Source organism: Streptomyces sp. NPDC057302 (assembly GCF_042667685.1).
Classification (GTDB): domain Bacteria; phylum Actinomycetota; class Actinomycetes; order Streptomycetales; family Streptomycetaceae; genus Streptomyces.
The window spans coordinates 56,458-75,230 of record NZ_JBHUZJ010000025.1 but is presented as its reverse complement, the minus strand read 5'-3'; the positions used below and the strand labels follow the sequence as shown (position 1 = coordinate 75,230).

Here is an 18,773-nt window from a genome sequence, read left to right as displayed (position 1 = left end):
CCCCCGATGAGCCGAAGGTCCCGGAGGTTGCGAGCCGAAGGTCCTCTCCCCCGCCCGGAACGCTCCCACTATTCCGCCTAGTACCGGACATAACGCCTGTGCGTCATGTCACCGGCCCCCGAGATCCACAACCTCCCGAATGTGACCGCCGCTACGCTGCGGCGCATGGATCCCGCGGTCATAGGCGCCCGGCTCGCCTCGAGCGTCGTAGCCCCTCTGATCAAGAAACTGTTCGTACGGGAGGGGCCTGGCGCGGGCCTGGTGGACAGGCCGGTGCGGCTGTCGGGGCTTGTGTCTTTCCGGGGCGAGAAGCAGACCCTGACGGAGAAGGACCTCACCAAACTGGCCGGTGAACTGGTCCACCAGGCGCTGCGCACGGGCGAGCGGGCCATCACCGCCGAGGAGCGCCAGGCGGTCACGGACGCCCTGACCCGCACGCTGCACGCGCTGGGCGACCTGACCTTGAGCGACGTGGAGGCGGTCGAGCTGGGCCCCCGGGCTCTGGCCGTCCGGCTCCGGGGCGCGGCGGACGCTCCGGAGCGGGGCCTGTCGGCGGACGCGACGTACTTCTACGAGCGCCTGCTCGACACGACGTGCCTGCACATCCTGCAGTTCTTCACGCAGCGGTCCTCCTTCGTGGCCCGGACACTGGTCGAGCAGAGCCGTGCGCAGGGCGAGCTGATCGCGAAGGTGGACGCGCTGATCGCGCGGAATCCGCTGCCGGGGGCGGAGGACGTGGCGTTTGAGCAGCGGTATCTCGCGTACGTCGCGAAGAAGCACGGGAAGCTGACGATCTTCGGGATCGATCTGTCCCGTTCACCGGCGAAGTGGCCCCTGGACGCCGCGTACATGTCCCTGGAGGCGACGAACACATTCGACTCGCTCCATCCGACGGCCCAGGAGATTGCCGACGCCCTGGCCATGACCAGCCCCACGATCAGGCAGTGGGCGGACCAGGGAAACGAGTCGGCCCCCACGCTCCGTCCCGCCGATCAAGCCCTCGCCACCCACGACCGCGTCCTGCTGCGAGGCGAGGCCGGCTCCGGCAAGACCACGCTCATCCAGTGGCTGGCGGTGAGTGCCGCGCGCTCCGCCCCGGACGGCGGCCGCATGACGTACCTCCACGACCGCATCCCCTTCGTACTCCCGCTGCGCACCCTCACGCGCCACGGCGAGCGCCTCCCCGCCCCCAAGGACTTCCTCTCCGCGGTCGACTCCCCGCTGGCCGGCACAGAGCCCGGCGGATGGGAGTCCCGCGTCCTCACGGCGGGGCGCGCTCTCGTCCTGGTGGACGGCATCGACGAGATCCCCGACACCGAGCGCTCCCGCACCCGCGCCTGGCTCAGCGACCTGATCGACGCCTACCCCGGCAACCGCTGGCTGGTCACGTCCCGGCCCTCTGCCGTACGCGAGGACTGGCTCGCCGAGGAGGACTTCACCGAGCTCACGCTCTCGCCCATGAGCCGTGCGGACGCCGCCGCGTTCATCAGCCGCTGGCACGTGGCCGCTCGCACGGGTGCGGCGGACGAGGACGCAGCGCTCGTCTCGTACGAGAGTCAGCTCCTCGACGCGGTGCGCGCGAAGCCGGACCTAGGGCTTCTGGCCACCAACCCCCTGATGTGCGGCCTGATCTGCGCGCTGCACCGCGACCGCAGAGGCTTCCTCCCTCTCGGCCGCAAGGACCTCTATACGGCAGCCCTGTCCATGCTCCTCATCCGCCGCGACCGCGAGCGCCACATGGACGTACCCGACCTACGGGAGGAGCCGCAGCTGCAACTCCTCCAGCGCCTCGCCTACTGGCTGATCCGCAACGGCCGTACGAGCATGGACCGTTCGAGGGCAGAGGCGATCATCGCGGACGCGCTCCCCGCGGTCCCGGAGGTGGCGGCGCTCGGTGACGCGACGTCGGTCTTCGAGTACTTCCTCCACCGCAGTGGTCTTCTGCGCGAACCGGGGCCGGGCACGGTCGAGTTCGTCCACCGCACGTTCCAGGACTTCCTCGGCGCACGCGCGGCGGTCGACGGGGGCGACTTCGGCGTGCTGGCACGCCATGCGGCGGACGATCAGTGGGAGGACGTCGTCCGCATGGCAGTGGCGCATGCGCGTCCTCGCGAGCGAGCCGAATTCTTCGGAGAACTGCTGGCCTTCGGCGACGCACACACCGAGGAACGGGCGCGGGTACGAGTGCATCTGCTCGCGGCGGCCTGCCTGGAGTACGCGGCCGAGCTGGATCCCGCGGTGCGGGAGCAGGTGGAGCGACGGGTGGCCGACGTGATTCCGCCCCGCAGCCCGGAGGCCGCGCGCGAGCTCGCGGCGGTCGGCCCGATGGTTCTGGACCTGCTGCCGGGCCCGGACGGGCTGGGCGACCAGGCGGCCGGTCACGTCGCGATCACCGCGACGGGCATCCCGTCGGACGCCGCGATCCCCTTTCTCGCCCGCTTCGCGCGCCACCCCGCCCTTGCCGTGCACAGCCAGCTCATGTGGGGGTGGAGCCGCTACGACTGCCGCAGGTACGCGGAACAGGTGATCTCTCAACTCGACGACGGCGAAACCTACTTCACGATCCGCAGCGCGGGTCAGATAGCGGAGATCGAACGGCTGGGGATCCGCCCCAGGCTCCTGGACATCCGGGAGACCGTCTCCCCCGCGGCCGCCTCCCGCCTCCTGACGGCCTGCGTCCCCACTTTCCTCTCGCTCAGGGTGCCCCCTTCGCGCCTCACTTCCGAGGCACTTCACGCGCTGCGAGAGCTTGATCAACTGCGGCTCATCGACATCGACGAGCCCTGGAGCCTGAGCCTGTTGCCCACCGAGGCCCCGCTGCGCACGCTGGGAATCTTCGACTCCGCTCGCGCTGCGGACGACGTGCACCGCCTGGACCGATGGCCGGAGCTGGAGTGGGTCCTCTTCGGCGAGACGGACCTCCACGACTCGCCCTCTGCTTGGGAAGCCCTGACGCGTCTCCACCACCTCACCCGGCTGGACGTGACCTCCAGCCTCCTTGCCCATGCACCGGCAGGGCTGACGTTGCACGGCGTGACGGAGCTGTCCTTGCTCCACGAGGGCGCCGACTGGGAATCGGCGACGTCGAACGTCACGAGACTCTTCCCGGACCTCACGCACCTGTCCGTGTACGGGCTCACCGGCCAGGAGAAGATCCACGCCGCTCCCTTGGCGCGCCTGTCCTCCCTGAGGCACCTGACGATCTCCACCCCCCAGGTGTCCGCCCTCGACGCGCTCCCCTCACACATCGAGATTCACGAGCCCAACTCGCAGTGACGTGCCGCTCAAATAGGCCAGCCCCTGACCTACATCCCCCCTAGCGTCTGAAGCTCCCCTTCGACGAGGGGAGCACCGAAGCCGGCCCCCGGAGGAGCGACCGATGAGCCACGTCACTACCGCCCAGCCCGAAGGCACCCCCACCTGGATCGACCTCCGCGTGCCCGACTTCGACCGTGCCCTGGAGTTCTACGGAGCCCTCTTCGGCTGGGAGTACTCCGAGGAGCCCACGCAAGGCGAGCGCAGCGCCACCTGCCTGCTTCGGGGGACGCCCGTCGCGGCCATCACGCAGTCGGCGGCCACCACCGGCTTCGGCTGGACCATGTACTTCGCCACCTCCGACTGCGACGCCGCCGCCAAGCGCATCACCGAAGCGGGCGGCACCCTGCTCAAGGGGCCGGTGGACGTCATGGGCCAAGGCGCCCGCATCGCCATCGCCGAGGATTCCGTGGGCGCCCGCTTCGGCCTCTGGGAGGCCCGCACGCGCATCGGCTGCGAGCTCGTGAACGAGCCGGGCTCGCTCGTCCGCAACGACCTGCTCACCCCGGATCCCGACCGGGCCCGCACGTTCTACTCGGCGGTCTTCGGCTACACGCTGGACCTCAACGACCTCATGCCGGACATGGACTTCACCTTCCTGCGCCGCCCCGACGGCCACGAGATCGGCGGCATCTTCGGCACCCCGGCCGCCGACTCCGCGTCGACGTGGGCCACCACCTTCGAGGTGGCCGACACCGACGCCGCGGCACGGCAGGCCACCGCCTCCGGCGGCACCTCCACCACCCCGGAGGACATCCCGTACGGCAGGATCGCCACCCTCACCGACCCCGCGGGCAACGAGTTCTCCGTCATCACGAGGCCCTGAAGAGCACCACAGCAGGCTCGACGCGGGCCCGGTCACCCATTCGGGGGATGTGACACCAACTCGGGCTTGCAAAGGCTCATTACCCGGGTCTCGGCCTCACGAGCAAGAGGATCGAGGACAAGGAGAGCTGGGGCACCATGGTCCTCCTGGACAAACTCGGAAGCCGCCCCGAGTCACCGGCGCACGGAATACCCCACCCCCACAAGGAAGTTGCTCCGGCATGACGACCACAGAAGCGGACGCACCCTTCGACCCCTACGCCCTGCTCGCCCGGAGCAGCCTCGGCGTCCTGGCGACGATCAAGGCCGACGGCCGCCCCCAGCTCTCGCCCGTCATGCCCTCGTACGACCCCTCCGACGGCGTGATCCGCGTATCGACGACCGCGCGGACGGCGAAGATCGCGAACCTGCGTCGTGACCCCCGCGCCACGCTGGAGGTGACCAGCCCCGACGGCCGCGCCTGGGCCACCGCCGAGGGGACGGCCACCCTCGTCGGCCCGGGGACGGACCCGCGGGGTCCCGAGGTCCAGGCCCTGGTCGACTATTACCGTGCCGCCGCCGGTGAGCATCCGGACTGGGACGAGTACCGCAAGGTCATGGTGGCCGACCGCCGGGTGCTGATCACCATGACCGTCGACAACGTGTACGGCACCAAGCTCGGCTGACGGCGCCCAGCGCCCGGCGGCTTGCGGCTTGCGGCTTGCGGCTTGCGGCTTGCGGATCGGGGCAACACCGGCCCCCCAGGCGTCAGTTACGTCCGAACCACCGCCGCCCCGCAGCCCTTCACCTACTCTCGTCACATGGTTGAAGCCACCACGCTGGGCGCCCGCATCGCGTCCGGCGTCGTCGTGCCGCTCATCAAGAAGCTCTTCGTGGCCGATCAGCCGGGCGCGGCCCTGGTGGAGAAGCCGGTCAGGATTTCCGCGCTCGTCTCGTTCAGCGGCGAGAAGCGCGGCGTCACTCCGAAGGACGTCGAGAAGGTCGCCGACGAGCTCGTCCGCAGGGCGCTCAAGGCCGCCGGGCCCCACGAACCGCCCGTCGAACCGGCCGAAGCCCTCGCCGTACGCAACGCCCTCGCCCACTCGCTCGCCGCCCTCGGCACCATCACCGTCGAGGACTTCGAAGCCGTGTCCATGGGGCCGGAGGGCTTCGCGAACCTCCTGCGCGCCAACGCGGGCACCGTCGTCGTCTCCTTCGGCCTCGGCGCGAGCGGCGAACTCCTCTACGAGCAGCTCCTGCGCACCGCCTCCCTGCACATCCTGAACTTCTTCACCCGGCGGTCCACTTATATTGCGCGCCAACTGACTTTTCAGACACAGCAGTTGGACCGGCTCGTGCAGGCCATCGACATTCTTCTCGACCGGCTGCCCTCCCAGAGCTCCGAAGACGCCGCCTTCGAGGCCCGCTACGCCACCCACGTGGCACAGCGCCACGGCACCCTCACCATCTACGGACTCGACGCGGGCACCAGCGAGTGGCCCCTCGACACCGCCTACCTCAGTCTGGAGGCGACCCGCGAGCGCACCGGGCCCGGCGGCAGAGGGCTGCACGTCCCCGCCGAGCAGGTCCTCGCCCAGCACGACCAGGTCCTGCTGCGCGGCGTCGCCGGATCCGGCAAGACCACCCTCGTCCAGTGGCTCGCCGTGACGGCCGCGAGCCGGACGTACGAGCACGGGCTCACGCACCTCGTCGGGCGGGTGCCCTTCGTGCTTCCGATGCGGCGGATCCTGCGGCCGGGGGCCGAGCTGCCCATCCCGGGGGACTTCCTCAAGGCCGTCGCCTGCCCGGTCGCGGGCGATCAGCCCGCGGGCTGGGTCGACCGCGTCCTGCGGGCCCGGCGCGGCGTGCTCCTCGTGGACGGGATAGACGAGATCGCCGGTGAGCGGCGGGAGTCCGCCCGCCGGTGGCTGCGCGAGCTGACGCGGACCTTCCCGGGCAACCTGTGGCTCGTCACCTCACGCCCCTCCGCCGTCCCCGAGCAGTGGCTGACCGCCGCCGGCTTCAACGAACTGACGCTCTCCCCGATGGCCCGCCACGACGTCGCCACGTTCGTCCGCCGCTGGCACCACGCCGCCGGGGCGGACGAGTCCACCGGGGATTCCCTGCTGCGGGCCGTGCGGACCACGACCGAGCTCAACCGCCTCGCCACCAACCCCCTGATGTGCGGCATGCTCTGCGCGCTGCACCGCGACCGGAACGGCTTTCTGCCCGAGGACAGGAAGTCGCTGTACGAGGCCGCGCTCCACATGCTGCTCGAACGGCGCGACCGGGAGCGTGGGTTGGACGATCCGGGCGGGGTGCGCATCCCGTACGCCATCCAGATCCAGCTCCTCCAGCGGCTCGCGTGGTGGCTCATCCGCAACAGCCGCTCGGAGATGGACCGTCCGGACGCGCTGCACATCATCACGCAGGCGCTTCCCTCGCTGAACCTGAGCAGCGGCGCGGAGGAGATCTACACCTCGCTCCTGCTGCGCTCCGGGCTGCTGCGGGAACCCGCCGACGGGCGCGTCGACTTCCTGCACCGCACGTTCCAGGACTATCTCGGATCCCGCCTCGCCGTGCAGGAACTCGACTTCGATCTGCTCCTGAACAACGCGGACAAGGACCAGTGGGAGGACGTCGTCCTGCTCGCCATCGCCCACGCCCGGCCGAAGGAGGCCGAGCTGATGCTGCGGCGCCTCGTCGAGCAGGGCACCCCGCGCGGCAAACTCCTCGCCGCGGCCGGACTGCCGTACGCGGCGGAGGTCGCGCCGGCGGTCCGTTCCTTCGTGGAGGTCGGCGTGCGGCTGCTCGTGCCGCCCGGATCCACCGTGGAGGCCGAGGAGCTGGCGCGGGCCGGGGGCGAGCTGGTGCTGTCGCTGCTGCCCGGCGCGGAAGGCCTCGACAGCCGCGCGGCACGCCTGGTGGCGCGTACGGCAAGCGAGTTGCACAGCGAGTCCGCGCTGCACTTCCTCACCCAGTTCCGCGAGCACCCCAGCATCGACGTCCAGCAGACCCTCGCCGCGTCCTGGCCGCACTTCGACCGTGAGCTGTACGCCCAGGAGATACTCGCGCACCTGCCCCGCCAGGCCCGCGTCACCGTACGCGACGCCGACGACCTCCGCGCCCTGCGCTCCATCGGCGGCTGGGCGGACATCCAGGTCGTCGGCGCCTACCGCGTCGAGGACCTGACCGAACTCATCGTGCGCGAACAGCTCACCCGGCTCGGCCTCGAAGCGTCCCACCCCGTCGAAGGACTGGCCTGGCTCTCGGTCTTCCCCGCCCTCAGAAGGGTCCATGTGGCCTCGGACGTCAGCGAGGCCGTCGCCCAGCAGGTGCCGGACCGGATCGAACTCATCACCCCACCGCCGTGGAGGGTTTGACCTACCCTTGACCCTCCACGACACACGAAATCCCACCCGCAGGGACCCCCTATGTCCATGGAGCCCGTTGTCCGCATCCCCTCGACGCTCGCCACACCCCTGGTACAACGGCTCATCCGCCTGCCACCCCCGCTGCCGCCCGCCACGCCCGACCTGATCGCCGCCCTCACCACCTGGCGCGGCGCCGACGCCCCGGCGACACCGGACGACGTCCATCGCACGGCCGCCGACTTCGTGCACCTCGCCGCCGAGGCGCACACCGCGCCGACGACCGAACTCACCTCCGTGGTCGACGTGTTGACGCGCACGCTGCTCGCCATCGGGGAGCTGGACCTCACGGACGTGGACGCCGTGCGCCTGGGTCCGCAGGACTACGCGCGGCGCCTCAGGGGCGCCGTACAGGGCGCGGACCGCTCGCTCTCCCCCGGCGCCGCCTGGTTCCACGACGAGCTGCTGGTGGCCGTCTGCCTGCACGTCCTGTACCACTTCGTGCGGCGCTCCCCGCACATCCAGCGGCACATGGCCGAGCGGGCGAGCCGCATACGTCAGCTCATCGACCTGAACGACGCGGAGGCACTGGCCCGCCAGCCCGAACGGTCCCAGGAGGACCGGGACTTCGAGTCCGCGTACGCCGAAGAGGTCGTACGACAGCACGGCTGGCTCACCATCGTCGGCGTGGACCTGTCGAACGCGCCGGACCGCTGGCCCCTGGAGGACACCTACCTCAGCCTGGAGGCCGAGGAGACCAGCGGCAGCGGGGTGCCGGGCGAGCCGCGGACGGTGCTGCTCGCCGACCGGGCCCTCGAAGGCCCCGAGCGGGTACTCCTGCGCGGTGTCGCGGGCTCCGGCAAGACGACCCTGGTGCAGTGGCTCGCCGTGGCCGCGGCCCGCGAGGGCGCCCGCGTCCCCTTCGTCCTGCCCGTACGCCGCTTCGCCCGCGAGGGCTTCCCCGCCCCGGACGACTTCCTGCACGCCGTGAGCCACCCGCTGGCCGACCAGGCCCCCGAGGGCTGGGTCGTGCGCACCCTCCTGGCGGGCCGCGCCATGCTCCTGGTCGACGGGATCGACGAGGCCCCCGAGGAGACCCGCGGCGAGCTGCGCAACCAACTGCGCCGCCTGCTTCGCATCTTCTCCGGCAACGGCTGCCTGGTCACCTCCCGCCCCTCCGCCGTCGAGGACGGCTGGCTCGCCCAGGAGCGCCTCGCCGAGGAGGGCTTCAAGGAACTCTCGCTCGCGCCGATGTCACGCGACCAGGTCACCCGCTTCGTACACGACTGGCACGCGGCGGCCATGAGCGACGAGCAGTGCAAGGAACAGGCGGAACGCGACAAGCTGAAGGAGTACGAACAGCGCCTCCTGCACTCCGTGCGCATCTACCGCGAGCTGCGCCAGCTCGCCACCAACCCCCTGATGTGCGGCCTGATCTGCGCCCTCAACCGCGACCGCTCGGGCTCCCTGCCCAAAGGCCGCAAGGAGCTGTACGACGCCGCCCTGGAGATGCTCCTCCAGCGCCGCGACCCCGAGCGTGACGTGCTGTACGCCGATGACGTGCGGCTCATGCAGGGTCCCCGGGAGCTGCTCCTGCGCAAGCTGGCCCACGCGATGGTCGAGGAGGGCGTCTCGGAGCTGCCGCGGCAGCGCGTCGTCGCCATCCTGGACGCCGCCCTGCCCGCCATTCCCTCCGCACGCGCCGAGGGCGACGGCGAGAAGATCTTCCGGCATCTGCTGCACCGCACCGGGCTGCTCCGTGAACAGGCGGGCCTCTCGGTGGACTTCATCCACCGCACCTTCCAGGACTATCTGGCCGCCAAGGAGATCGTGGCCCGCGGCCGGCTGCGCACCCTCGTCGAGCACGCGCACCGCGCCGAGTGGGAGGAGGTCATCCGCATGGCCGCCGCCCACGCACGGCCCGAGGAGTGCGCCGACTTCCTGGAGCGGCTGCTCGCCGCCGCCCCGAACCTGCGCCGCCCGCACGTGAACCACCGGCGCCTGATGGCCGCGGCCTGCCTGGAGCACGTCACCGAGCTCGACCCCGCGGTGCAGCAGCTCGTCCACGACCGCACCAAGAACCTCGTACGCCCCACGACCGAACTGGCCGCCCGCAGCCTCGGCTGGGTCGGCCCCATCGTCCTGGAGCAGCTGCCGGACCCCGAGCAGGTGCCGAGCGACCAGCAGGCGCTCCTCCTGGCGATCACGGCCACCCGCGTCCAGGACGACGCCGCCATCGACTACCTCGCCCGCCTGCGCCACCGCTCGGCGCTGGCCATCCGGCTCGAACTGGCCCGCCCCTGGCGGCATTTCGACACGGAGCGGTACGCGCGCGAGATCATCGCCCACCTCGATCCGGTCGGCCTGTACTTCCCCGTCGCCGACACCGCCGAGCTCGCGGCGCTTCGGCACCTGGGCGGGCGGCCGTGGATCCAGGTCGTCGGCGTCATGCGCACCGAGGAGCTCCTGGACGGCCTGGAGCGCGAACAGCTCACCCATCTGTGGGTCACCGCCGAACTGGCCGACACGGACATGTCCTGGCTCTCCGGCTTCCCGAACCTGAGCGTGCTCCGAGTGAACCCCCGCCTGCCCCGCGTACGGAACGTACCGGAGGGCATCACGATCACGTCATAGCCGCCGGGGGGCGCCCCGTGAGGGGCGCGGGGAACTGCGTGACAAGCCACAAAGCACCCGCGGTCCGAACACAACCAAAAGGGGCTGCCCCGGACCGTAAGAACGATCCGGGGCAGCCCCTGCACTGCTCTGCGGGCCGGAGGCTTACGCCTCCTTGCTCAGGTTCGGCCCCGCGCCACCAGCGGCCTGCTCGATCGGCGGGACATCCGGAAGCGCCGCCTTCTCCTCGCCGCGGAAGGTGAACTTGGCTTCTTCGCCCTCACCCTCCGTGCCGACGACCACGATGTGGCCGGGGCGGAGCTCGCCGAAGAGGATCTTCTCCGACAGGATGTCCTCGACCTCGCGCTGGATCGTCCGGCGCAGCGGCCGGGCGCCCATGACGGGGTCGTAACCCTTCTTGGCCAGGAGCTTCTTCGCGTCACCGCTGAGCTCGATGCCCATGTCGCGGTCCTTGAGACGCTCGTCCACCTTGGCGATCATGAGGTCGACGATCTGGATGATGTCTTCCTCGGTGAGCTGGTGGAAGACCACCGTGTCGTCGACACGGTTCAGGAACTCCGGGCGGAAGTGCTGCTTCAGCTCGTCGTTGACCTTGGTCTTCATGCGCTCGTAGTTCGTCTTGACGTCACCCGCGGCGGCGAATCCAAGGTTGAAGCCCTTGGAGATGTCACGCGTGCCGAGGTTGGTCGTCATGATGATGACCGTGTTCTTGAAGTCCACGACCCGGCCCTGGGAGTCGGTCAGGCGACCGTCCTCCAGGATCTGGAGCAGCGAGTTGAAGATATCCGGGTGGGCCTTCTCGACCTCGTCGAAGAGGACGACCGAGAACGGCTTGCGGCGGACCTTCTCCGTCAGCTGCCCGCCCTCTTCGTAACCGACATATCCGGGCGGCGAACCGAAGAGACGCGAGACCGTGTGCTTCTCGCTGAACTCCGACATGTCGAGGGAGATCAGCGCGTCCTCGTCGCCGAAGAGGAATTCGGCGAGCGTCTTGGAAAGCTCCGTCTTACCGACACCGGACGGGCCGGCGAAGATGAACGAGCCACCGGGACGCTTCGGGTCCTTCAGACCGGCGCGCGTACGGCGAATCGCCTGCGAAAGCGCCTTGATGGCGTCCTTCTGGCCGATGACCCGCTTGTGGAGCTCGTCCTCCATGCGCAGCAGACGCGAGGACTCCTCCTCGGTCAGCTTGAAGACCGGAATGCCCGTCGCCGTGGCGAGGACCTCGGCGATGAGCTCGCCGTCGACCTCGGCGACGACGTCCATGTCGCCGGCCTTCCACTCCTTCTCGCGCTTGGCCTTCGCCGCGAGCAGCTGCTTCTCCTTGTCGCGGAGAGACGCCGCCTTCTCGAAGTCCTGGGAGTCGATGGCCGACTCCTTGTCGCGACGCACGCCCGCGATCTTCTCGTCGAACTCGCGGAGGTCCGGCGGCGCGGTCATCCGGCGGATGCGCATCCGGGAACCGGCCTCGTCGATCAGGTCGATCGCCTTGTCCGGCAGGAAGCGGTCCGAGATGTACCGGTCGGCCAGGGTGGCGGCCTGGACCAGCGCCTCGTCCGTGATGGAGACCCGGTGGTGGGCCTCGTAACGGTCGCGCAGACCCTTGAGGATCTCGATGGTGTGCGGCAGGGACGGCTCCGCGACCTGGATGGGCTGGAAGCGGCGCTCGAGGGCCGCGTCCTTCTCCAGGTGCTTGCGGTACTCGTCCAGCGTCGTGGCACCGATGGTCTGCAGCTCGCCTCGCGCCAGCATCGGCTTGAGGATGCTCGCGGCGTCGATCGCGCCCTCGGCGGCGCCCGCACCCACCAGGGTGTGGAGCTCGTCGATGAACAGGATGATGTCGCCGCGGGTGCGGATCTCCTTGAGGACCTTCTTCAGGCGCTCCTCGAAGTCACCGCGGTAGCGGGAGCCGGCGACCAGCGCGCCGAGGTCAAGCGTGTAGAGGTGCTTGTCCTTCAGCGTCTCGGGCACCTCGCCCTTGACGATGGCCTGCGCCAGGCCCTCGACGACGGCGGTCTTGCCGACGCCGGGCTCGCCGATGAGCACGGGGTTGTTCTTCGTACGGCGGGACAGCACCTGCATGACCCGCTCGATCTCCTTCTCGCGCCCGATGACCGGGTCGAGCTTGGACTCACGAGCGGCCTGGGTGAGGTTCCGGCCGAACTGGTCGAGCACCAGGGACGTGGAAGGCGTGCCCTCCGCAGGACCGCCTGCCGTGGCGGTCTCCTTGCCCTGGTATCCGGAGAGCAGCTGGATGACCTGCTGCCGCACCCGGTTGAGATCGGCGCCCAGCTTCACGAGGACCTGGGCTGCGACGCCCTCGCCCTCGCGGATCAGGCCGAGCAGGATGTGCTCCGTGCCGATGTAGTTGTGGCCCAGCTGAAGGGCCTCGCGGAGCGAAAGCTCCAGCACCTTCTTGGCACGGGGGGTGAAGGGGATGTGGCCGGACGGGGCCTGCTGGCCCTGACCGATGATCTCCTCCACCTGCTGGCGGACCGCCTCGAGCGAAATCCCGAGGCTCTCCAGGGCCTTAGCGGCGACACCCTCGCCCTCGTGGATCAAGCCCAGGAGGATGTGCTCGGTGCCGATGTAGTTGTGGTTGAGCATCCGGGCTTCTTCCTGAGCCAGGACGACAACCCGCCGCGCGCGGTCGGTGAACCTCTCGAACATCGTTAATCGCTCCTCAGAGCGGTCAGGCAGTAAGGGGGCTGTCCCCTCCCTGTCCTTCCGCAGCTTAGTCCCGCAAGCGGGGACCGCTCATTCCAACTGCCGACACCCGGCCGAGAACAAGAGGTGCCTCCTGACCCCGAACGCCGACAACTGCTCCAACCCGATGGTGCGAGACGATGTTCCCGCAGGCCAAGCACTTACCCTCACCTCAGCTACGCCGATGGCGAACGTGAGACGGCCTGGCGCGTGTGTCGCCCCTCCCCACTAGGGATGTCTTACCCGTAAGGACTGACACTCCATGCGGCGCGCGCCGGTTCCCTCCGCTACGGGCGAACACCCTTGCGCTGCCGAACGCGCCCGTACGCCCCTTTTCCGGACACTGTCCGCATTCCCGGTGACACGCTGCGTAACCCCAGGCCCTTCCGGCCGGTTGCTCCTGGCATGGCCATCACCGTTCCAAAGCCCCGGGTTCCGGTCGAGCAGAGCGACCCGGTGCGGCAGTGGTACGAGAACGAACTCGGCTGGGCGACGGCCGAACACCGCCCCGGGCTTCCGGTGCGGCTCGTGACGGGGCTCCGCTTCGACGTACTGCAGCTGCCCGCCGAAGCCGGCTTCGCCGCCCTGCGGCATCTCGGGCCGAAGGCTCCGGTGGCTCTGCGGGGGGAAACGATGCGGCTCTTCGTGGCCGCGGGGAGCGCCGACGAGCTGCCGGGGCTCCTGGAGTGGCTGGAGTGGGGCGGCATCCCACTGGACCTCACGGCCATCGGTGCGGGCGGACGGATCGACGCGCCCACGCCTCCGGGGTGGTCCGGCACGCAGGGGGCCGCCGTATGGCTGCGACCCCCAGAGCCCGGGTGCGAGGTGGAGCCGACGCTGCCGGCACTGCCTTCCCTGTCGTGCGTGGGGGGTGGCACGGTGCCCCACAGCGACCCCGCCGTGGGCTCCGGTCTCGTACGACTTGTGGACACGGCGGCAACGCAGTGCCACCGGGTCCGGTTGAGACGGACCCGTCGTCAGCCGTTGGCCTTCTCGTAGGCCTCGCGAATGGACGCGGGGACGCGGCCGCGGTCGTTGACCTCGAAGCCGTTGTCCTTCGCCCAGGCACGAATGGCCGCGGTGTCCTGACCGCCGCTCGTGGCAGAGGCACGGGCTTTGGCGCGCCCGGCCGAACCACGGCCACCGGTACGACGACCGCCCTTGAGGTACGGCTCAAGAAGACCACGGAGCTTGTCCGCGTTCGACGTGGTGAGGTCGATCTCGTAGGACTTGCCGTCCAGCGCAAACGTCACGGTCTCGTCTGCCTCGCCACCGTCGAGGTCATCGACAAGAAGGACCTGAACCTTCTGTGCCACCGGATTTCCTTTCATCGATAACTTAGGGCGGGATCGCACGGCGTGAGCCGCAGAATCGCCGCCCCCTGTTATATGCAGTACTGCAGTACGTCGGAAAGCAAACCGCTTTTGCTGGGAAAACACAAACCCCCGGGAGAGACTGACGGCCCCGAGAACCCAGGAAACATGCGCGTTTCGGACATAGGGGCAGGGGGCAGCAGGCGGCCCGGAATACCGGCGGCGATCACAGATGCAGAAGCATCCGACTGTTGCCCAAGGTGTTCGGTTTCACTCGTTCGAGGCCGAGGAACTCCGCGACACCCTCGTCTTTGGAACGCAGCAGCTCGCTGTAGACATCTCCGTCGACAGGCGTCTCACCGATCTCCACGAAGCCGTGCTTCGCGAAGAAGTCGACTTCGAAGGTGAGACAGAAAACCCGCCGGACACCGAGCCAGCGAGCGGTCTGGAGCAACTTCCCCAACACCTGATGACCCACTCCGGCGCCCTTGACATCGGGGTTCACGGCAAGAGTGCGCACTTCCGCGAGGTCTTCCCACATCACATGCAGGGCTCCGCAGCCGACGACCTCGGCGTTGTCGTCGCGTTCCGCCACCCAGAACTCCTGGATGGACTCGTAAAGCGCGACCGTTGCTTTGTCGAGCAGGATCCCCCGACGTGCGTAGGAGTCGAGGAGGTTGCGTACGACCGGCACATCGGCTGTGCGCGCCCGGCGCACGGAGACCGCTTTAGCGCTGAGTTCGGGAGGATCTGCTGGCATGACCGGACGCTATCGTTCTGCTTCCGACTCCGCCGCGCCGGGGTTCTCCGGGGCTTGAGAGACGGGAACTTGCGACTCCGGGACTTGCGAGTCGGGGACTTGTGAGACGGGGACTTGAGCGGCCGGGGCCACGATCCGCATCGCGTCACTGAGCGCTTCGCGCTGTTCCGCGGACATCATCCCGAAGAACGCGACGAGAGCGGCGGCCGGGTTGTCGCTCTGCGACCATGCTTCGTTCATCAGTGCGGCGGCGTAGGCGGCCCGAGTGGAGACCGCCTCATATCGATAGGCACGGCCTTCCGCTTCACGGCGCACCCAGCCCTTCTGATGAAGATTGTCCAAAACGGTCATGACGGTGGTGTACGCGATGGACCGTTCCTGCTGAAGGTCTTCCAGGACTTCTCGAACGGTCACGGGGCGGTTCCACTTCCACACCCGTGTCATGACTGAGTCTTCGAGTTCTCCCAAGGGGCGAGGCACACCAGCACAATAGTGGGAGAAGTCACTAATCACGTGACGGACGTGGGCGAGGCGTCATTTCCCCCAACAAAAAGGGCGCACGACTCGGAATGTGAGCGAGTCGTACGCCAAGAGTGCGCGGGTGATGACCTCGGGTCACCATCGGCACCCGAAAGTGGTGCTGGTCAGGCCTTGGGGGTCTGCCGGGCGCCTTCGGCGCGGGAGAGCACGGCGTCGACGGCCGCGTCCTCCTTCGCCTTGTTGGCGCCGCCCTGGGTCTTCACGATCGTCACGATGAGACCGCCGAAGAACACGGCCATCACTACGGGGGGCAGGAGCGCGGAGACGTATTCCATGCCCCCCAGAGTAGCTAGCCCGCGGCGAGCTGGTGCGGCGGGTCCGTCGGTCGGCGCTTGGGCGGGAAGACCTCGGCCGGGGTCGGCACGGGGCGGGGCGGCTCGGGGGTCGCCGGCTTCGCGGGCGGGGCGCTCGGCCTGCCGGGCCCCGGCTCCGCCCTTTCGCCGGCCTCGCTCCGGCCGCCGGGGAGGGCGAGCAGGCGCGTGCGTGAGGCGGGGACGAGGGGACGAGGCGCCGGGACGGCTGTACGCGACCGGCCCGAGAGGCGGGCGCGTACGGCTTGTTCGGCGAGGGTCCGGCAGCGGTCGAGGAGGGTCGCCGCGACCGGATTGCCGCGCAGGGCGCGCAGCGCGGCGAGATCGTCCGCGCCCGGCTGGTAGCCGGAGCACAGGACGTCCTCCAGGAGCGCGAGGTAGCCGGTCGCGGTGCCGGGCAGGGCCGCCCGGTAGCGGGTGAGGTCGGCGAGCAGGAAGGCGCGGAGCCTGGCGCCCTCACTGACCGCCTCGTCGACGGCGTCGGCGAGGCGGAGGCAGTCCTTGACGTCCTCGTCGGAGACGGGGCTTGGATGCAGGGCGAGGGCCAGAGCGCGGCGGAGCACACGCAGCTCCTCCGCACCGAAGGCCATGCCGCCGCGAGATCCGTATGGCGTGGGCATGGACCGACCATACGTGTGAAACGGACAAAATCCGCTTAACGCCAATCCGTGGCGTGGCTTTCGCGCGAGCTCACTCAGAGCGGCGGCGGCTCATCGCGAAGACGACCGCGCCGATCCCGAGGGCGCCGGCCGCGCCCGCGGTGATCCACGGGAGCACGCCCGCCCCGGTGTCCGCGATGGTGCCGGGGTCCTCGTCGTCGGTCCGGGGCGTGCTGGAGGGGCTGGATGTGGCGGGGGAACTGGATGTGGCGGGAGAGCCGGCGGTGGCGGACGGTGAGCCGGAGCTCTCCGCGGCGCCCTCGCCCGCGAGGCCCACGGCGTACGTCACCGTGTGCGCCGCACGGCCGCCGCCGTCGAACCCGGCGGACGCGCTCGCCGCCGTGGCCGGTCCCGCGAGCCCGGCCAGCACCCCGGCCGCCACTGTCGCGACCAGTCTTCCCCTACGACCCATTTGCTCCACGCCCGCTCGACCCTGCTCAAGTCCCGTCCCCGCGCAGACTCTTGTATGGGGCGCGGGGTTGTGTGCGCAAGCCCCGCTTATGCGCCGCCGGTTATGCGCCGCCACGAACCGCAGGCCACGGGGCCCGCGGCCGGGGCGCTCAACTGCGGGACACGTTCCGCTCGTATACCAGGCGCAGGCCGATGAGGGTCAGCCACGGCTCGTGCTCGTCGATGACCGAGGCCTCGCCGAGGACCATGGGCGCCAGGCCGCCGGTCGCGATGACCGTCACGTCGTCGGGATCGCCCCCCGGGCCCGCCAGTTCGCGGGCCATGCGCTGCACGACGCCGTCGACCTGGCCCGCGAAGCCGTACAGGATGCCCGACTGCATGGCCTCCACGGTGTTCTTGCCGATGACGCTGCGCGGCCGGGCCAGCTCGATCTTGCGGAGCTGGGCGCCCCGCACACCGAGTGCCTCGACGGAGATCTCGATGCCGGGGGCGATGACGCCTCCGGTGTACTCCCCGCGCGCGGAGACCGCGTCGAACGTGGTCGCCGTGCCGAAGTCGACGACGACGGCGGGGCCTCCGTAGAGCTCGACCGCCGCGACCGCGTTGATGATGCGGTCGGCGCCGACCTCCTTGGGGTTGTCCATGAGGATCGGTACGCCGGTCTTGATGCCGGGCTCCACGAGGACGGCGGGCACGTCTCCGTAGTAGCGCCGTGTGACTTCGCGCAGTTCGTGCAGGACGGAGGGGACGGTGGAGCAGATGGCGATGCCGTCGATGCCGTCGCCGAGCTCCTCGCCGAGCAGCGGGTGCATGCCCATCAACCCGTTGAGCAGCACGGCGAGTTCGTCGGCGGTGCGGCGGGCCTCGGTGGAGATGCGCCAGTGCTCGACGATCTCCTCGCCGTCGAAGAGGCCGAGGACGGTGTGGGTGTTTCCGACGTCGATGGTCAGCAGCATGTCGTCGTCACTCCGCCGCGCGAAGGTCGAGGCCGATGTCCAGGATCGGCGAGGAGTGGGTGAGCGCGCCCACCGCGAGGAAGTCCACGCCCGTCTGCGCGTACGCGCGTGCGTTCTCCAGGGTGAGGCGGCCGGAGGACTCCAGCATCGCGCGGCCCTGCACGAGGGCCACGGCCTCTTCGGTCTCGCCCGGCGTGAAGTTGTCCAGGAGGATCAGGTCGGCGCCCGCGTCCAGGACCTCGCGCAGCTGGTGGAGGGTGTCGACCTCGACCTCCACTGCCAGGTCGGGGAAGGCCGCGCGGACGGCCTTGAAGGCCTGCTCCACGCCTCCGGCCGCCACTACGTGGTTGTCCTTCACCAGGGCCGCGTCGGAGAGCGACATGCGGTGGTTCACGCCGCCGCCCATGCGGACCGCGTACTTCTCCAGGGCGCGCAGGCCCGCCGTCGTCTTGCGGGTGTCGCGGACCTTGGCGCTCGTGCCCTCCAGCGCGTCGGCCCACGCGCGCGTGGCCGTCGCCACGCCGGAGAGGCGGCACAGGAGGTTGAGGGCGCTGCGCTCTGCCGTGAGCAGGTCGCGGGTGCGGGTGGTGACGCTGAGGAGCTTCTCGCCCGCCGCCACGCGGTCGCCGTCCTCGACGTGCCGCTCGACCTCGAAGGTGTCCGTGCAGACGAGGGAGATGACGGCTTCGGCGACGCGCAGGCCCGCGACCGTGCCGGCCTCGCGCGCGGTGAAGTCGCCGGTGGCCACGGCCTCTTCGGGGATCGTGGCGACCGAGGTGACGTCCACGCCGCCGTCCAGGTCCTCCTCGACGGCCAGGAGCGCGATGTCCTCGACCTGCACGGGATCGAGCCCGGCGTCGGTCAGGAGCTGCGCGAGAGCGGGGTCGAGGCCGCACTCCATGGGGTCGTACGCGTCGTCTCCGCCGCAGCCGCAGGAATCGCCGCAGCCGCCGCCCGTGGGGGCGAGAGGGAGGTCGTCGGGGGTGCTCACGG

At 69.9% G+C, this 18,773-nt stretch carries 15 protein-coding genes; 6 read left to right on the top strand and 9 right to left on the bottom strand.

Features of this window, described 5'->3' with window-relative positions:
* Nucleotides 1-165: 165 nt before the first annotated feature.
* From ACFUPX_RS19590 to ACFUPX_RS19570, 5 genes are all read left to right on the top strand, one after another.
* Nucleotides 166-3,276: an NACHT domain-containing protein gene (locus ACFUPX_RS19590; RefSeq protein WP_383323624.1), complete on the top strand. Its 3,111-nt coding sequence runs from the start codon at nucleotides 166-168 to the stop codon at nucleotides 3,274-3,276.
* 103 nt (nucleotides 3,277-3,379) lie between these two features.
* Nucleotides 3,380-4,141: a VOC family protein gene (locus ACFUPX_RS19585; protein ID WP_383323621.1), complete on the top strand. Its 762-nt coding sequence runs from the start codon at nucleotides 3,380-3,382 to the stop codon at nucleotides 4,139-4,141.
* A 220-nt stretch (nucleotides 4,142-4,361) separates the two neighbouring features.
* Nucleotides 4,362-4,805, top strand: coding sequence for a PPOX class F420-dependent oxidoreductase (locus ACFUPX_RS19580; RefSeq protein WP_383323618.1), 444 nt, complete (start codon nucleotides 4,362-4,364; stop codon nucleotides 4,803-4,805).
* A gap of 135 nt (nucleotides 4,806-4,940) precedes the next feature.
* On the top strand, nucleotides 4,941-7,502 hold the full coding sequence (locus ACFUPX_RS19575; protein WP_383323615.1) for an NACHT domain-containing protein: 2,562 nt from the start codon (nucleotides 4,941-4,943) through the stop codon (nucleotides 7,500-7,502).
* A gap of 57 nt (nucleotides 7,503-7,559) precedes the next feature.
* On the top strand, nucleotides 7,560-10,124 hold the full coding sequence (locus tag ACFUPX_RS19570; protein WP_383323612.1) for an NACHT domain-containing protein: 2,565 nt from the start codon (nucleotides 7,560-7,562) through the stop codon (nucleotides 10,122-10,124).
* A 144-nt stretch (nucleotides 10,125-10,268) separates the two neighbouring features.
* On the opposite strand, the gene ACFUPX_RS19565 is transcribed toward ACFUPX_RS19570, so the two are convergent.
* On the bottom strand, nucleotides 10,269-12,794 hold the full coding sequence (locus ACFUPX_RS19565) for an ATP-dependent Clp protease ATP-binding subunit (RefSeq protein WP_383267724.1): 2,526 nt from the start codon (nucleotides 12,792-12,794) through the stop codon (nucleotides 10,269-10,271).
* Between the two features lie 441 nt (nucleotides 12,795-13,235).
* On the opposite strand from ACFUPX_RS19565, the gene ACFUPX_RS19560 reads away from it, so the two are divergent.
* Nucleotides 13,236-13,829, top strand: a complete 594-nt coding sequence (locus tag ACFUPX_RS19560) for an SCO3374 family protein (RefSeq protein ID WP_383323608.1) — start codon at nucleotides 13,236-13,238, stop codon at nucleotides 13,827-13,829.
* Here ACFUPX_RS19560 and ACFUPX_RS19555 read toward each other — a convergent pair.
* From ACFUPX_RS19555 to nadC, 8 genes are all read right to left on the bottom strand, one after another.
* On the bottom strand, nucleotides 13,808-14,146 hold the full coding sequence (locus ACFUPX_RS19555) for an Lsr2 family protein (RefSeq protein ID WP_351171837.1): 339 nt from the start codon (nucleotides 14,144-14,146) through the stop codon (nucleotides 13,808-13,810). The two genes, ACFUPX_RS19560 and ACFUPX_RS19555, sit on opposite strands and share 22 nt — an antisense overlap.
* A 223-nt stretch (nucleotides 14,147-14,369) precedes the next feature.
* Entirely contained in the window at nucleotides 14,370-14,903 is a 534-nt protein-coding gene (locus tag ACFUPX_RS19550) for an amino-acid N-acetyltransferase (RefSeq protein ID WP_383323605.1), read from the bottom strand.
* A gap of 9 nt (nucleotides 14,904-14,912) precedes the next feature.
* The gene (locus tag ACFUPX_RS19545) at nucleotides 14,913-15,383 is read right to left on the bottom strand and encodes a BlaI/MecI/CopY family transcriptional regulator (protein WP_383323712.1); all 471 of its coding nucleotides are present in this window, start codon (nucleotides 15,381-15,383) and stop codon (nucleotides 14,913-14,915) included.
* Nucleotides 15,384-15,547: 164 nt separating this feature from the next.
* Nucleotides 15,548-15,718: a hypothetical protein gene (locus ACFUPX_RS19540; RefSeq protein ID WP_361829422.1), complete on the bottom strand. Its 171-nt coding sequence runs from the start codon at nucleotides 15,716-15,718 to the stop codon at nucleotides 15,548-15,550.
* Nucleotides 15,719-15,732: 14 nt separating this feature from the next.
* The gene (locus ACFUPX_RS19535) at nucleotides 15,733-16,344 is read right to left on the bottom strand and encodes a hypothetical protein (protein WP_383323709.1); all 612 of its coding nucleotides are present in this window, start codon (nucleotides 16,342-16,344) and stop codon (nucleotides 15,733-15,735) included.
* Between the two features lie 100 nt (nucleotides 16,345-16,444).
* Complete coding sequence (locus tag ACFUPX_RS19530) at nucleotides 16,445-16,795, bottom strand: hypothetical protein (RefSeq protein WP_383323601.1); 351 nt, start codon at nucleotides 16,793-16,795, stop codon at nucleotides 16,445-16,447.
* 178 nt (nucleotides 16,796-16,973) lie between these two features.
* Nucleotides 16,974-17,780, bottom strand: coding sequence for a type III pantothenate kinase (locus ACFUPX_RS19525; protein WP_351171849.1), 807 nt, complete (start codon nucleotides 17,778-17,780; stop codon nucleotides 16,974-16,976).
* Between the two features lie 7 nt (nucleotides 17,781-17,787).
* Nucleotides 17,788-18,771 (bottom strand): carboxylating nicotinate-nucleotide diphosphorylase, encoded by a 984-nt coding sequence (gene nadC, locus ACFUPX_RS19520; protein ID WP_383323598.1) that lies wholly within the window; start codon nucleotides 18,769-18,771, stop codon nucleotides 17,788-17,790.
* Nucleotides 18,772-18,773 lie beyond the last annotated feature (2 nt).